Source organism: Aquidulcibacter paucihalophilus (genome assembly GCF_002105465.1).
Lineage (GTDB): Bacteria > Pseudomonadota > Alphaproteobacteria > Caulobacterales > Aquidulcibacteraceae > Aquidulcibacter > Aquidulcibacter paucihalophilus.
On the sequence record NZ_NCSQ01000141.1, the window covers coordinates 1 to 12,820 of the forward strand.

The window sequence follows — 12,820 nt, forward strand, 5'->3', positions numbered from 1 at the left end:
ACTAACTGATTTGGGAATCCACTTTGTCCACACGGCCTAAGGCCGCTGTAAGCTTAGGTAAGTCAATTACCGATGATTATATTGTTTGCCTTGAGGATGGAAAGAAACTCAAAATGCTCAAGCGTTACTTGCGCTCGAAGTATAATTTGTCGCCCGAGGAATATCGACGCCGATGGAATCTGCCAGCTGACTATCCCATGGTCGCGCCAAATTATGCGAAACGTCGCAGCGAATTTGCCCGCCAGATCGGTTTGGGCCGTGGGGTTCGCGGCCGATAGGCTTGCGATTTAGGCAGATTCGGCCTGCGCTGAGATGCCATTTTTGCATCGGGGGCTTCGATCTCAAGTATAGATGCCCCCTTTAGGCAGCTTGGCAGATGTACTCTTAGCAACAGCCGCGGACTTGTCCGCTTCTCTACTTTGCTTTTGTTCGTCGACTTTAATAACCAAATGGCCGTGGGCCATAAGACATTGGCCAAGCTTGCGTAAGGCTAGTCGATGCTGATCAAACTGAGCGGCACTTGCCGGCGTCGTTACAGCAACTTCTAGACCCGTCAGGGCATCAATGGCGCGGACTTGCGCATAAGGCCCGCGAAATTGCCGTTCAATATAGATTTCTCGCGCAGCCAGTTCCCTGAGCAGGGGATCTGGCTGCACATCCTCTGCCATGATTAGGCGACTTGGCTACTTGCCTTGGTGTGCCACACATCAAGGACCGACTGAACCAAGGCTTCACATAAGCCATCCTCATGCAAGGGGCTTGGGGTGAAGCGCAACCGCTCTGTACCGCGCGCCACGGTCGGGAAGTTGATCGGCTGCACATAAACGCCATGGTCTTGCAGCAGCCGGTCTGAAATGGCCTTACATTGCACAGCATCTCCAACCAGCAGAGGCACGATATGGGTCGTGGAGCTTTCCATGACAGGAAGGCCCGCTTCAAGGAACAAGCGCTTGAGCAGATTGGCTTGGCGCTGGTGACGTGCGCGCAAGTCAACGCCCTCAGGACTTTTTAGGATGCGCACACTTTCTAGCGCGCCCGCAGCCAAAACCGGTGCCAAGGAGGTTGTGAAGATAAAGCCAGGGGCGAACGAGCGGATTGCATCGACCATGGCATGGCTACCTGCGATATAGCCGCCCATCAGGCCAAAGGCTTTGCCTAGGGTGCCTTCAATCACGTCGATCCGATCTAAGGCCCCGTCCCGCTCGGCAATGCCGGCACCGCGTGCCCCATAAAGGCCGACTGCGTGCACTTCGTCGAGATAGGTCATTGCGCTATAGCGCTCAGCAAGATCACAAATCGCATGGATCGGAGAAACGTCCCCATCCATGGAATAGACGCTTTCAAACGCAATCAGCTTAGGGGCATCGATCGGTGCACGCGCCAGCAAAGCTTCCAGATGGGCGACATCATTGTGCCGGAACACCCGCTTCTCGCACCCGGAACGGCGAATGCCCTCAATCATCGAGGCGTGGTTCTTCTCGTCTGAGAAAATGATACAACCCGGCAAAATCCGCGACATAGTCGCCAAAGTCGCGTCATTGGCGACATAGCCTGATGTGAACAGAAGGGCTGCTTCCTTCTGATGTAAATCGGCTAGCTCCTGCTCTAAATCGACATGGAAGCTGGTGGTGCCAGAGATATTGCGTGTGCCGCCAGAGCCTGCCCCAACATCCTCAATGGCACGGGTCATGGCTTCGAGCACGCGGGGGTGCTGGCCCTGCCCCAAATAATCGTTGGAACACCAGATTACGATATCTTGCTCACCAGATTCTGTGCGGCGACGGGCACGCGGAAACTGGCCTTGGATGCGTTTCACATCGGCAAATACCCGATAACGCCCTTCATTGCGGACTTCGGTGACGGCCTTTTTGAAGGCACCTTCATAATCCATGACAAGTTGGGCCCCGCGGCCCCCTCTGGGTGAGCGTTATTCCAATCAGTCTTGGAAGACTAAGTAGACGAAATCGATCACAAAGCCATAGGCAATATCTCGCAGCAAACAGATGCACGCGTTAAAACAGCACAAAAAAGCCGCTATCGAAGCCTCGATAGCGGCAATTTGATTGAGACTTGACTCGCCCGCTTACAGGCGGAAGCGAATTTGGTCGGCCCAGAAGCGTTCCAAACGGGTCAATGTCTTGTTTGACGAGACCAGATCTGGGCTTTCTACGCCACCAACGGGGCTCAAGGTGGCTGCATGTCGTTGGAACATGGTGTCCAACTGCTTGCGTAAATCGCTACCAGCCTGCGTCAGGCGCAAACGGATTTGACGCTTGTCGTGCAAAGACTTGCCGCTTTCGACATAGCCTAGCTCGTGCAGTTTCTTCAAATTATAAGAAACGTTCGAACCAAGGTAGAAGCCACGCGACTTCAGTTCACCCGCCGACCATTCGGCATCGCCGATGTTGAAGATCAAAAGCGCTTGGACAGGGGTCAAATCATCATGACCCGCCCGATCCAAATCGTCCTTCACCACGTCTAGCAATTGACGATGGAGACGCTCGACCAAAGAGAGCGCACGACGATATTCGCTTAAGCTCGATTCTTCGACCAGTTCGCCGACAGAATTTTGTTGTGTTTGACCCGCCATAATTTTTTCTCCCGCCGTATTCTTCGACGTTTCGAGATAACTTAAGGCAAAGTCTCTAATATCTTGTTAAAATGAACTTTACTGGTTCCTAAGCATATCAATCACCCCAGAAAAATCACGACTTGGCGAATACTTAAGAATATATTCACTATAAATCTCTTCTGATTTTAAGGCCAAGGCGGCTGTCATCCCCACATGATGGGTTGCCTCTAAAGCCAGCCTTAAATCCTTCAACATCAAGGCGCCAGCAAATCCGTTGTTAAAATCTCGGTTGGAAGGTGCGCTTGGCACCAAGCCTGGCACCGGCGCATAGCTTGTCATCGACCAACTCTGACCCGAGGACTGAGAAGCGATATCATAGAAGGCTTTTGCGTCTAATCCCAGCTTTTCAGCTAATACAAATGCCTCACACGTGCCGATCATCGAGATGGCCAACAACATGTTATTGCAGATTTTCGCCGCCTGACCTGCCCCAGATTGACCCGCATGGATCACCGCTTTGCCCATCGCTTGCAAAACCGGTTTTGCCTTCTCAAATTCGGCTGCTGATCCACCGACCATGAAGGTCAGCGTGCCCGCTGCGGCCGCTGCAACACCGCCCGAAACAGGTGCATCACACATGAAGAACCCATCCGCGCGAGCCGCTTCACCAATGGCGCGCGCGTCTTCCACAGAAATGGTCGAGCAATCGATAAGGGCAGCATCTGGACGCGCATGGGCCAGAACGCCTTCCCCCTGTTGATAGACGTCCAGCACATGCGCGCCTGTTGGCAACATGGTCAAGACGAAGTCCGCGCCTGAAACGGCTTGGTTGACGGAGGGTGCAGCGACACATCCTGCTGTCACGGCTGCTTCAATAGAGGCAGGTACCAGATCAAAAGCGCGCACCCGGTACCCCGCCTTAGCAAGATTAGCCGCCATGCCAGAGCCCATAGCGCCCAAACCGATGAATGCGATATCTACCATTGGAGGGGTTCCCATTCCGTGCCCTCCCCCGATGAAAGGGGGGCGAAGATTGCATCAAGCAAAGCGTCATCCACCTCAGCAAGGGTTGCCGGATGCCATTTTGGTGCTTGATCCTTGTCAATAATGACTGCGCGCACCCCTTCGAGGAAATCATGTCGGCGTACGACACGCGCGCCAATCCGGTATTCCATGGCCATGTGGGACGCAAAGTCTGTGGCAGCACGTCCCTCGCGCAATTGCCGGAAGGCAACCTTTAGGGTCTGTGGTGACTTTTCCGCCAACACGCGGGCCTGTTCATGTGCCCATTCGCTTTTGTCGCGAGACAGGGCTGCTAGGATCGCCTCAACACTCTCGCGGTTAAAGCAGCGATTGATGATCGCAAGGGTCTCAGGGGTTAAATGGTGCGGCCTGCCTGCCCCTTCATCCAAAGCTGCAAGCCCGGATTTGAGCGCCGAGCGTGGTGCATGGGTCGACATGGCCCCTGCTACCTGTGCTTTCACAGCATCGAGAAGCTCACTGGGTACAAAATGGGTCACAATCCCTGCAGCCACACAATCGGCGGCTTTAAGACGCGTACCCGTCAGGGCCAGCCACATGCCAATCTCGCCAGCCAAACGCGGCAGGAACCAACCGCCTCCGACGTCTGGGAACAGGCCGATGCCCGTCTCGGGCATGGCAAATAGGGTGCGCTCTGTCCCGATCCGAAAGGGTCCATGCACGGAAATCCCCACGCCACCCCCCATGGTCACACCATCTAGGATGGCCACATAGGGCTTTGGATAATGGGCAATTAAATGGTTCAGCCGATACTCATGATAGAAGAACTCACGTGCGTCTTGGCCGTCCTTTGCGCCACTCTCGGCCAACATACGAATATCGCCGCCCGCACAAAAACCACGCGGCCCAGCGTGATCGACCATGACGCCAGCGATTGTTGGGTCGTGCGCCCACGCCACTAAAGCGTCAGTCATGATCTTGACCATTTGCCCATCAAGCGCATGCAGCGCTTCTGGCCTGTTCAACGTCAACACGCCCAATTGGCCCTGGGTAGATACCAAAACAGGTGGGGCCAGAAGATCCCTCATCTTGATGCTCGCGCAGCAAAGGCGATGCCCGGGAAATCAGAGAACACGCCGTCTACGCCTGCGGCCATAAAGGCCTGTGTCTCGGCTATCAGATCGCCATGCTGGGCCAGATAGGTCGGATCAGTAGTTTGGCCTTTGCGATAGTCTTCGGCCAAGAAGTAATTTTCGGCACGGAAGGTCCAAGGGTGCACCACAAGGCCAGCAGCATGGGCATCCTGGACAAAGCTTGTCGGGTTCAAGGTTCGATTGGCCCCGTCGCGCGGCAGGATAAGGACTTTCTCTGGGCCGACGCCATTGGCATAAGTGGCAATCTCCTTCAGCCCCGCGGCTGTTGCCATGCTCGCATAGGAAACACCTGCCTTTTCCAGATCGAATGGGCCGCCGTCTTTGGCCATCAATTGCACCAAAGGAGCTTTGGTCTTGGTCCGTAAGCGCTTGAGATTGGTGACTTCAAAGCTCTGGATAAAGATTGGGGCATCTGGAGCATCCAGGCCATAGCGCTGAATAAGCGCGAGTAGAGGCGCGTCAAATGATAAACCAAGACCTTCAAACCAGGTTGGGTGTTTGGTTTCAGGATAAACTCCGATGGTCCGCCCAATCCGTGCGCTCTGCTCTTTGGCAAGCTGAAGCACTTCTTCAAACGTAGGTACCTCAAACTGTCCATCATAGGCCATATTACCCGGCCGCAATTGCGGCAGACGCTCTTTACAGCGCAGGGTTTTGATCTCAGCCAAGGTGAAATCTTCGGTGAACCAGCCTTCGTGGCGCTCCCCATCAATCACCTGTACCTTCTTTCGGTCGGCAAATTCCGGGCGGGCGCTGACATCCGTGGTGCCGCCAATTTCGTTTTCATGCCGGCAAACCAAGTGCCCATCTTTGGTCAAAACCAAATCAGGCTCAATAAAGTCGGCGCCTTGATCAATGCCGAGTTGGTAGGCGGCCAAAGTATGTTCTGGCCGCAGGCCCGAAGCACCCCGGTGGGCGATAATGATTGGCTGGGTCATAGACCGGCCTCCTTTGATTGGGCGGGCCGTGACAGGACCCATGTGGCTGGAAGCACAAGATGCCAGCACACCTGCCCCCACAGCCGAACCTAGTCCCATCAATAAATTACGACGACCGACCTGCGCTCTAAAAACCACGATCTAATTCCCTTGCGATGATCACACGCATGACCTCATTGGTGCCCTCAAGGATTTGATGCACCCGCAGATCGCGAACGATACGCTCAACCTCATAGTCTTTGAGATAACCGTATCCACCATGAACCTGCAGCGCCTGATTGGCGACATGAAAGCCTATATCTGTGACAAAACGTTTCGCCATGGCGCATAATTTTGTGGCCTCAGGGCTTTTGGCATCGAGGGCTGCGGCTGCGTGGCGCAAAAACACCCGCGCGGCCTCAAGTTCGGTCGCCATATCAGCCAGCTTGAATTGTGTGGTTTGAAAATTCCACAAGGCTTGGCCAAATTGTTTGCGGTCACGCGAATAGGCAAAGGCCCGCTCTAGCGCATCACTGGCACCGCCCAAAGAACAGGCTGCGATATTGAGCCGCCCGCCATCGAGCCCTTTCATAGCAAAAGTAAAGCCCTGGCCTTCTTCGCCCAAACGATTGGCAACCGGAACGCGACAATCCTCGAAAATCACTTGAGCGGTTGGCTGGGCCTGCCAGCCCATCTTCTTTTCATTCTTGCCAAAGGAAAGACCCGGCGCATCCTTGGGGACTACCAGCGTCGAAATCCCCTTTGGTCCTGCCTCACCGGTGCGCACCATCACGACATAGAGGTCTGAAAAGCCCGCCCCAGAGATAAAGGCCTTCGTACCATTGATAACATAATCGTTCCCATCGCGCCGTGCGCTGGTGGAAAGCGATGCCGCATCAGACCCTGCCCCAGGTTCCGTCAAGCAATAGCTGGCAATCCATTCCATACGTGTCAAAGCGGGCAAAAATCTCTGCCGCTGCTCTTCAGAGCCGAACGTGTCTATCATCCAGCTGGCCATATTGTGGATAGACAGAAAAGCCGCATGCGACACGTCCCCACGTGACAATTCCTCGAAAATAATCGCCGCATCCAAGCGGGTAAGGCCAGAACCGCCCACATCATCGCGCACATAAATTCCAGCAAAGCCCAGTTCTGCCAAGGCTTTCAGTGTAGCCCGGTCTAGGATGCCCGCCTCTTCCCACGCCATGGCATGGGGGGCGAGGGACTCTTGCGCAAAGCGGCGCGCGGTTGAAATAATTAGATTTTGATCTTCGGTCGTGTCGTAGGCCATAGCTCGGGAATCCTGTGATGCGGGGCAGCGTAGCCGTTTCGTAATTATGGCGCTACACATACTTCCATGACAACACATCTGCCTCCATCCGCCTTCCCTGCCACCCGTATGCGCCGCAATCGTTTGACCGATTGGCGACGCAGGCTAACCCGTGAAACCCAGTTAAGCGTCAATGACTTAATCTTGGCGATGGTGGTGCACGATGGCACTGAAAGCCGGATTCCTGTAGCCTCTATGCCGGGCACTTTTCGCTATAGCCGCTTAGAGGCTGTCGCTGTGGCGCAAGAGGCCGAGAGCCTTGGTATTCCCATGATTGCGGTCTTTCCTTTCATTGATCCGGCGCTGAAAAATGGCGCAGGCAGTGAAGCGTTTAATCCCAAAGGACTTGTGCCCGAGGTCGTTGCTGCGATGAAAGCCGCAGCCCCCCAAGTGGGCCTCATGACCGATGTGGCGCTCGACCCATTTACAGACCATGGCCATGACGGTCTGATAGATGAAGCTGGCACGATGCTAAACGATCCAACTATTGAGGCTTTGGTGCGCCAAGCGGTGCTGGAAGCCCAATCTGGGGCCGATGTGGTCGCCCCGTCGGACATGACCGATGGCCGCATTGGTGCCATTCGCGCGGGCCTCGATGCAGCAGGCTTTCAAGATGTCGCCATCATGTCTTATGCGGCCAAATATGCCTCGGCCTTTTATGGTCCTTACCGCGATGCAATTGGGTCTAAGGGGGCGCTAAAGGGCGACAAAAAGACCTATCAAATGGATCCGGGCAATAGTGACGAGGCCTTGCGCGAAGTGGCCCTTGATATAGCCGAAGGGGCCGATATGGTGATGGTCAAGCCTGGCATGCCCTATTTGGATATCGTGCGCCGCGTCAAAGAAAGCTTTGGTGTGCCCACTTATGCATTCCAAGTATCGGGTGAATACGCGATGATGGAAGCCGCGATTGCCCATGGCTGGTTGGATGGTGAACGGGTGCGGCTTGAGGCCTTGTCCTGCTTTAAGCGGGCGGGTGCCGACGGCATTATCACCTATTGGGCTATGGAAGCCGCCAAACGGCTGCGCTAGGTTTCAACGTTTTTTGGCTTTGGGTGCAGCTTTTTTTGGTGCTGCAGGGGCTGGTTTAGCTGCAGGTGCGGGTGGAAGTTCTGCTGCGCCCAAAACCAAAAGCTCAGGCCGGCGCTTGTCGGAAACGTCGGGCAAAGGCACTATGGAAATCTGGTAGAAGGGCTCTTTCGCACCACCTGCAAAGGAAATGGAGGGCGCTGAGCCAAAATCATCATTGCGCCGCGTGAGCTTTTCATTTTTCAGGCATTTTGCGACTTCATCAGCAAAATTCGTCAAGGCCTGCTCCACGACAGCCGCATCGGATTCATCCACCACCGAAGCGCCATAGCATGCCAGTGAAATCGACGAATTATAAACAAAGCGGCAATCTTGAAGCCCCTCTAAGGGTTTTACAACCGTGACCGGGCGCTCTTGCATGGTCCAGATGCCTTCGCCATTCCGCACCCGAACCTGGCGCATTTCGGTGGCAACCAAAGACCGAAAGGCGCGTGGGCGGTCCAAGGTCGCCGCTTCAATTTTGGCAATGCCGTCACAGAGGGGCGAGGGCTTAAATGGGGTAGGTGTTTCGGCGATCGCGGCAAGCAATAAAAAGGAAAACATCAATCTGGCTTTCTGAGAGACGTGAAACGTTTGGCGAGGCTGGAGGTATCAAGACGCCCACCCCCTGCAGCTTGGATCTCGGCATAATAGCCATCAACCATCTGGGTCAAGGCAAGATCAAGCCCCTTGGCTTGGGCCGCATCCAAAACGATCCGCAAATCCTTGCGCATCCAGTCGACCGCAAATCCAAAATCATAGCGGTCTTCAACCATAGTCGGCCAACGGTTTTCCATTTGCCAAGACCCGGCCGCCCCTTTTGAGATTGCGGCAAGCACCGCATCGGTATCCAGTTCTTGCGCTTTCGCAAAGGCGACCGCCTCGGCCAAGCCTTGAACGACCCCCGCAATCGCAATCTGATTGACCATCTTGGCCAATTGACCGGCCCCGGCCTCGCCAATCCGAATAATCGTGCCGCAATAGGCCGACAAAACCGGTTTGACGCGCGCAAAACTCGCTTCACTGGCCCCACACATGGCTGTCAGGCGGCCATTGACTGCACCAGCCTGTCCGCCAGACACCGGGGCGTCCACCCATTCTAAGCCCGCTTGAGCTGCTGCGGCTGCAAGTTCCTGCGACAGGGCGGCCGAGGTGGTGGTGTGATCGACATAAAGGGTGCCAGCTTGCATCGCGGCAAAGGCTTCACGTGCCACAGCGCGTGCATCTGGATCATCGCCGACGCAGGCCATCACACAGTCTGCGCCGGCCACGGCTTCTGCAATGGTTGTCGCTACTTCGCCCGGATTGGCGTGCGCCCAAGCCTCAGCCTTCGCTTGGGTTCGATTCCAGACCTTTACCTCAAAGCCCTTCTTGACCAACCAGCCAGCCATGGGCCCACCCATGACCCCCAGTCCTAGAAAGGCGAGTTTGGGCTGGGTCATGACTTCGCCAAGGCCGTAGTAGAGCCAAATTGGCCGCGGAAATAGGCCAAGCCTTGTCCATCATGGCGCTGATAGGCTTTGGTTTGACCAAGTAGGATGAGATGATCCCCAGCCTCAATCCGCTGTACCACTTCCGCATCAAAGGCAGCGATCGTACCGGGGAGAATGGGGCTGCCGGTCTGAAGCGCGCCATACTCGCCAGCGGCTAGCTTCTGGTCACCTTTACCGGCAAAGCGCATCGCCAGATCGCCTTGGTTGTCGGCCAAAACATTGATCGCATAGGCGTCGCATTTCGAGAACAGATCAAACGAGTCGGACTTATTGCCCAAACACCACAGAACCAGTGGCGGCTCGAGTGACACCGACGCAAAACTATTGACCGTCAAACCATGGCCATTTCCGTTTGAATCCAAGGTGGTCACAATCGTGACGCCCGTGGCAAAGCTGCCCAAGGCAGATCGATAGTCTTTTAAGTCAAATGTCATTTGTTCTTTCCTGCAAACCTGCTCTTAACCGACATCGTGCATACTTCTCAACACTATCACTGTGAGAAGCACATCATGTCGTCCAACCGGCCAATTATAATTAAAAAAGTCAAGAAGATAGCCGGTGGGCACCATGGCGGTGCTTGGAAGGTGGCCTATGCTGACTTTGTGACGGCGATGATGGCCTTCTTCCTTCTGATGTGGCTGATCAACACCTCCTCGCCCGAGCAAAAGCGCGGGATCGCTGATTATTTTGCCCCCGCCAGTGTGTCGGCATCGACCTCAGGGTCGGGCGGCATTTTGGGCGGTACGGCTCTAGGGGAAGTAGGTGCGATGCAGAAAGGGGTAACACCCATTTTTGAATCCGTTGCACCGGCCAGCCAGCCGCCAAGCCAAGCTGGCGAGAATAGTGGGCAGGGTGCAGCCGACGCAGCCGATAAGGCGGCCGAAGATGCCATTGCCAAGCGCGAACAGGCTGAGTTCCAGCAAGCCGAAATGAGCTTACGCCAAGCCCTGCAAGATATGCCGGAATTGGCCGAAATGTCGCGCAATATCATTGTCGACCAAACCCCAGAGGGCTTACGCATTCAATTGGTCGACCAAGAAGGCCGGCCCATGTTTGAGCCAGGCTCAACCGTACCCAATGACCGGGCGCGTCTGATCCTGCAGGCGGCGGCGCGGATCATTGAGACGCTGCCAAACCGAGTTAGCATCTCGGGCCATACCGATGCCGCGCCCAATCCAGATCCGCGCAATTCGAATTGGGATTTGTCATCCGCCCGCGCCAATGCGGCCCGCCGCGTCTTGACGGCTGCTGGTTTGAGTGAGGATCGCATTGCCCAAGTCTCTGGCAAAGCAGGCTCTGATCCCCTCTTCCCAGATGATCCATATCAAGCCGCCAACCGCCGCATCGCGATTGTGCTGCAACGCGCCTCCTCCCCCCTCCCAGCAGATGGTGGTTTGTAGAATTTTCCACATACTTCGGGTCATTTTATCTAATCGGGTCTTGGCCAAAGACTGAGAAAGTTGTTACACTCTTCCAACATGAGCACGGACCCGACTTCACCTGCTGGGCGGATTTCCGCTTCTAAGAACATCAGGTTTTACCTGACTGCTGCCCAGCCTTGCCCTTATCTCGACGGGCGGCGGGAACGCAAAGTCTTTGCCGCTCTCGATGGACATGATGCGATTGAGCTTAATGACAGCTTGACCCATGCAGGCTTTCGCCGTTCGCAAAATATTGCCTATCGCCCTGCGTGTGACATGTGCGCGGCCTGTGTGTCGGTACGGGTTCCCGCCGCGCAATTTGTATTCTCCAAGCGGTGGCGGCGGGTTCTTGCCCGCAACCAAGATGTTGTCTCAAAACTTGTTCCAGCCCATGCCACCTACGAGCAATATGCCCTACTCCAATCCTATCTGAAGGACCGTCATTTCGGGGCGGGCATGTCGGATATGTCGGTGTTTGATTATTCGGCTATGGTGGAAGAAACCTCCGTCCGCACCCATATAATCGAATATCGTGCCGATCATGAAGAAGGCCGGCTGATCGGCTGCGCGCTGGTCGACGCTTTGGCCGACGGGTTGTCGATGGTCTATGCCTTTTTTGACCCCAAAGAGCCCGTCCGAAGCTTGGGCAGCTTCATGATTTTAGATCATTTGCGCCAAGCCCAGGCCGTCAATTACCCCTATGTCTATCTGGGCTATTGGGTGCGGGGTTCACGCAAAATGGCCTATAAGACCAATTTCCGCCCGATTGAAGCCTTGGGTTCGTCCGGTTGGACCGATTTAAGCCCATTACTCGATAACACCTAAGCATTGATTCCAAGCTTTACTAAGCAAATCGCGAGTCATTCGGGTTGATAATCAATCGAGTTAGGAAACGTTAAACATTACACGCCACAAGAATTTCAGCGTTGTCTTGTGTGTGGAGTAATCTGTTATGCGTCTGTCTTATCTCATTCCTGCCGTGGCGCTGATTAGTAGCCCAGCATTGGCAGATTCTCCGTTTTCCTTTGGTGGATCAGTTGGCTATGAGTTTCCAGTCAGCGGAAAAATCATTGACGAATCCTCCAGCACCAGCGTCAATCTTGCCACCTTGAATGCCAGCCTCGCTGGGTCGGGCATTTTGCGGCTGCGCGGCACCGATTTCGCCGACAGTTCTGATGCGCCCATCAAGGCGACCATTGAAGTGCGCTATGCATTGACACAGACCTCTGAAATGTTTGGTGCCCTCACTTATAGCCAAGCTAATGGCAAAAGCGCCGCTATCGGCTGTATTGAAATTGTCGTGTCAGGGGCAACAAGTTGCACCACCCCATTGACGGCAACCTTTAGCGATTTCAAGCAAATGGGTGTTGAATTGGGCTATCGTCAGTGGCTGGAAAGCCCTGTCATGACCGACCGTTTGTTCCCTTATTACACTTTGCGCGCGGGCGTCACCCAAACCGATGCGCTGTCTGCTACCATTGCTGCCTCCACCTCGCTTGTCCCCAATGCCCCCATTGGCACCTGGAACCTTTATGATGACAAAGTCACTTATGTGATTGGCGGTGATGTAGGGGCCACCTATCTGATCGCTCCGTTCGCGGAAATCGGCGCAGAAGTGGGCGTGCGCTATCATTCTAACTTGTCGGAAGTCGACACCAACCTGACGCCACTGGGCCTTGGGGCTGCGAACGACAAATCAGCCCGTATCACCATCCCAGTTTCAGTCCGCCTGAACGCGGCCTTCTAGGCTGTTCTCGAATACGCGCATGGATTAAGGCGTTTGGGCAACCAAACGCCCTTTTGCTGGGCTGAACCGCCCTCCTCACCCCACCCCCAACACGTCTAGCCCCGCGTGGGAAACCACCGGGGGTTTGCCTTGTGCTT

General features: G+C 55.0%; 14 protein-coding genes and 1 pseudogene. 5 read left to right on the plus strand and 10 right to left on the minus strand.

Translation table 11 applies throughout. The features are described from left to right. Nucleotides 1–41: 41 nt before the first annotated feature. Nucleotides 42–278: pseudogene (locus B7364_RS09015) on the plus strand (MucR family transcriptional regulator); the annotation flags it as partial. Nucleotides 279–341: 63 nt separating this feature from the next. Here the strand turns inward: B7364_RS09015 and B7364_RS18000 are convergent. The 7 genes from B7364_RS18000 to B7364_RS09050 form a co-directional block, all read right to left on the minus strand. Next, a complete protein-coding gene (locus B7364_RS18000; RefSeq protein ID WP_085339668.1) occupies nucleotides 342–668 on the minus strand; it encodes a DUF6898 family protein in 327 nt (108 codons plus the stop codon). Between the two features lie 2 nt (nucleotides 669–670). After that, complete coding sequence (hemA, locus tag B7364_RS09025) at nucleotides 671–1,891, minus strand: 5-aminolevulinate synthase (RefSeq protein WP_085339669.1); 1,221 nt, start codon at nucleotides 1,889–1,891, stop codon at nucleotides 671–673. A 192-nt stretch (nucleotides 1,892–2,083) separates the two neighbouring features. Continuing rightward, the gene (locus tag B7364_RS09030; protein ID WP_085339670.1) at nucleotides 2,084–2,590 is read right to left on the minus strand and encodes a MarR family winged helix-turn-helix transcriptional regulator; all 507 of its coding nucleotides are present in this window, start codon (nucleotides 2,588–2,590) and stop codon (nucleotides 2,084–2,086) included. 78 nt (nucleotides 2,591–2,668) lie between these two features. After that, the gene (mmsB, locus tag B7364_RS09035; RefSeq protein WP_085339671.1) at nucleotides 2,669–3,556 is read right to left on the minus strand and encodes a 3-hydroxyisobutyrate dehydrogenase; all 888 of its coding nucleotides are present in this window, start codon (nucleotides 3,554–3,556) and stop codon (nucleotides 2,669–2,671) included. Next, the gene (locus B7364_RS09040; protein WP_085339672.1) at nucleotides 3,550–4,641 is read right to left on the minus strand and encodes an enoyl-CoA hydratase/isomerase family protein; all 1,092 of its coding nucleotides are present in this window, start codon (nucleotides 4,639–4,641) and stop codon (nucleotides 3,550–3,552) included. Before B7364_RS09040 ends, mmsB begins: the two co-directional genes overlap by 7 nt. After that, nucleotides 4,638–5,645 (minus strand): glycerophosphodiester phosphodiesterase, encoded by a 1,008-nt coding sequence (locus tag B7364_RS09045; protein WP_332835080.1) that lies wholly within the window; start codon nucleotides 5,643–5,645, stop codon nucleotides 4,638–4,640. Before B7364_RS09045 ends, B7364_RS09040 begins: the two co-directional genes overlap by 4 nt. A 127-nt stretch (nucleotides 5,646–5,772) precedes the next feature. Further along, nucleotides 5,773–6,915: an acyl-CoA dehydrogenase family protein gene (locus B7364_RS09050; RefSeq protein WP_085339674.1), complete on the minus strand. Its 1,143-nt coding sequence runs from the start codon at nucleotides 6,913–6,915 to the stop codon at nucleotides 5,773–5,775. Nucleotides 6,916–6,981: 66 nt separating this feature from the next. On the opposite strand from B7364_RS09050, the gene hemB reads away from it, so the two are divergent. Beyond that, nucleotides 6,982–7,986, plus strand: coding sequence for a porphobilinogen synthase (gene hemB, locus B7364_RS09055; RefSeq protein ID WP_085339675.1), 1,005 nt, complete (start codon nucleotides 6,982–6,984; stop codon nucleotides 7,984–7,986). 3 nt (nucleotides 7,987–7,989) lie between these two features. Here the strand turns inward: hemB and B7364_RS09060 are convergent, their stop codons facing one another. Genes B7364_RS09060 through B7364_RS09070 form a run of 3 tightly spaced genes read right to left on the minus strand, consistent with a single transcriptional unit; the run spans nucleotide 7,990 to nucleotide 9,949 of the window. Beyond that, nucleotides 7,990–8,586: a hypothetical protein gene (locus B7364_RS09060; RefSeq protein ID WP_085339676.1), complete on the minus strand. Its 597-nt coding sequence runs from the start codon at nucleotides 8,584–8,586 to the stop codon at nucleotides 7,990–7,992. Then, nucleotides 8,586–9,464: an NAD(P)-dependent oxidoreductase gene (locus B7364_RS09065; protein ID WP_085339677.1), complete on the minus strand. Its 879-nt coding sequence runs from the start codon at nucleotides 9,462–9,464 to the stop codon at nucleotides 8,586–8,588. Before B7364_RS09065 ends, B7364_RS09060 begins: the two co-directional genes overlap by 1 nt. Beyond that, complete coding sequence (locus B7364_RS09070; protein ID WP_085339678.1) at nucleotides 9,461–9,949, minus strand: flavin reductase family protein; 489 nt, start codon at nucleotides 9,947–9,949, stop codon at nucleotides 9,461–9,463. Before B7364_RS09070 ends, B7364_RS09065 begins: the two co-directional genes overlap by 4 nt. A 75-nt stretch (nucleotides 9,950–10,024) precedes the next feature. On the opposite strand from B7364_RS09070, the gene B7364_RS09075 reads away from it, so the two are divergent. From B7364_RS09075 to B7364_RS09085, 3 genes are all read left to right on the plus strand, one after another. Next, nucleotides 10,025–10,915, plus strand: a complete 891-nt coding sequence (locus B7364_RS09075) for a flagellar motor protein MotB (protein WP_085339679.1) — start codon at nucleotides 10,025–10,027, stop codon at nucleotides 10,913–10,915. Between the two features lie 78 nt (nucleotides 10,916–10,993). After that, nucleotides 10,994–11,761, plus strand: coding sequence for an arginyltransferase (locus B7364_RS09080; protein WP_085339680.1), 768 nt, complete (start codon nucleotides 10,994–10,996; stop codon nucleotides 11,759–11,761). A gap of 127 nt (nucleotides 11,762–11,888) precedes the next feature. After that, the gene (locus tag B7364_RS09085) at nucleotides 11,889–12,683 is read left to right on the plus strand and encodes a hypothetical protein (protein ID WP_085339681.1); all 795 of its coding nucleotides are present in this window, start codon (nucleotides 11,889–11,891) and stop codon (nucleotides 12,681–12,683) included. The last annotated feature ends 137 nt before the right edge of the window (nucleotides 12,684–12,820 follow it).

Coding starts and splice junctions, on each gene's coding strand:
- B7364_RS18000 (WP_085339668.1), bottom strand. CDS start 668: ATGGCAGAGGATGTGCAGCCAGATCCCCTGCTCAGGGAACTGGCTGCG.
- hemA (WP_085339669.1), bottom strand. CDS start 1,891: ATGGATTATGAAGGTGCCTTCAAAAAGGCCGTCACCGAAGTCCGCAAT.
- B7364_RS09030 (WP_085339670.1), bottom strand. CDS start 2,590: ATGGCGGGTCAAACACAACAAAATTCTGTCGGCGAACTGGTCGAAGAA.
- mmsB (WP_085339671.1), bottom strand. CDS start 3,556: ATGGTAGATATCGCATTCATCGGTTTGGGCGCTATGGGCTCTGGCATG.
- B7364_RS09040 (WP_085339672.1), bottom strand. CDS start 4,641: ATGAGGGATCTTCTGGCCCCACCTGTTTTGGTATCTACCCAGGGCCAA.
- B7364_RS09045 (WP_332835080.1), bottom strand. CDS start 5,645: ATGACCCAGCCAATCATTATCGCCCACCGGGGTGCTTCGGGCCTGCGG.
- B7364_RS09050 (WP_085339674.1), bottom strand. CDS start 6,915: ATGGCCTACGACACGACCGAAGATCAAAATCTAATTATTTCAACCGCG.
- hemB (WP_085339675.1), top strand. CDS start 6,982: ATGACAACACATCTGCCTCCATCCGCCTTCCCTGCCACCCGTATGCGC.
- B7364_RS09060 (WP_085339676.1), bottom strand. CDS start 8,586: ATGTTTTCCTTTTTATTGCTTGCCGCGATCGCCGAAACACCTACCCCA.
- B7364_RS09065 (WP_085339677.1), bottom strand. CDS start 9,464: ATGACCCAGCCCAAACTCGCCTTTCTAGGACTGGGGGTCATGGGTGGG.
- B7364_RS09070 (WP_085339678.1), bottom strand. CDS start 9,949: ATGACATTTGACTTAAAAGACTATCGATCTGCCTTGGGCAGCTTTGCC.
- B7364_RS09075 (WP_085339679.1), top strand. CDS start 10,025: ATGTCGTCCAACCGGCCAATTATAATTAAAAAAGTCAAGAAGATAGCC.
- B7364_RS09080 (WP_085339680.1), top strand. CDS start 10,994: ATGAGCACGGACCCGACTTCACCTGCTGGGCGGATTTCCGCTTCTAAG.
- B7364_RS09085 (WP_085339681.1), top strand. CDS start 11,889: ATGCGTCTGTCTTATCTCATTCCTGCCGTGGCGCTGATTAGTAGCCCA.